This is a genomic window from Streptosporangium carneum (assembly GCF_027922005.1).
In the GTDB taxonomy this organism is placed as follows: Bacteria; Actinomycetota; Actinomycetes; order Streptosporangiales; family Streptosporangiaceae; genus Streptosporangium; species Streptosporangium carneum.
Map to the genome: position 1 here is coordinate 1 of NZ_BSEV01000085.1, position 787 is coordinate 787.

The 787-nt window shown below is 61.6% G+C and carries 2 protein-coding genes; both read left to right on the forward strand.

All coding sequences use genetic code 11. The features are described from left to right. On the forward strand, window positions 1–405 hold a 405-nt coding region (locus PKF00_RS43915; RefSeq protein WP_271223733.1), incomplete at its 5' end, for a hypothetical protein. 75 nt (window positions 406–480) lie between these two features. Further along, on the forward strand, window positions 481–787 hold a 307-nt coding region (locus PKF00_RS43920; protein WP_271223734.1), incomplete at its 3' end, for a hypothetical protein.

Here is a 787-nt window from a genome sequence, read left to right on the forward strand (position 1 = left end):
CGCCAACCAGAACAAGGATCTGACATGACCCATTTCCAAGCATACACGACCATTGCGGCCATTCTGCTGGCTTCGTCCGCGGCACCGTCTTTCGCGCAGGAGCACAGCGGGCACGGTGAACACGGCGCGCATAATGAGGCGCCTCAGGTCACCATGGCGGAATGTCACGCGCTGCACGAGCAACATATGGGTGATGCCGAAACCCATGGCGCGGCCATGGCCGAAATGGATGAGGAAGCCCGCAACCGCATGCAGGCTTGTCACGCCATGATGCATGCTGACGACAGCATGGGCGCGCATGGGGAACAGCACATGCACGAAGCGCATGACCACGGCGCAGCGCATTCCGGTCATCACGGTACTGACGACGCGCCGCAAGCCGGCCGGTCCCACCACAACGGCTAGCACCAACCGGTGCATTCCAGACATATCGGGTTCCGGGCACTCCGGAACCCCTTTTCATGACCGGAGTATTGAAAGATGACCGCTTTGCTGCGCTGGACAATCCGTGTTCACAAATGGCTGGCGCTGGCTGTGGGAATACAGATCATTCTCTGGGTCACGGGCGGCGTGGTGATGAGCGTAATCCCGATAGAGCGGGTGCGCGGCGAGCATAATATCGCACCCGCTATCGACCGGCCGCTCGCCCTGGACGGGCTGATGCCGCTGGACGCCGCCATTCGCGCTGCGGACATCGGTGAAGACATCCGCTCGGTCACGCTGGAGACCTGGCTTGACCGGTCGGTCTTCAACCTTGTCCGGTTGGACGGCGGACGCGATCTCATAG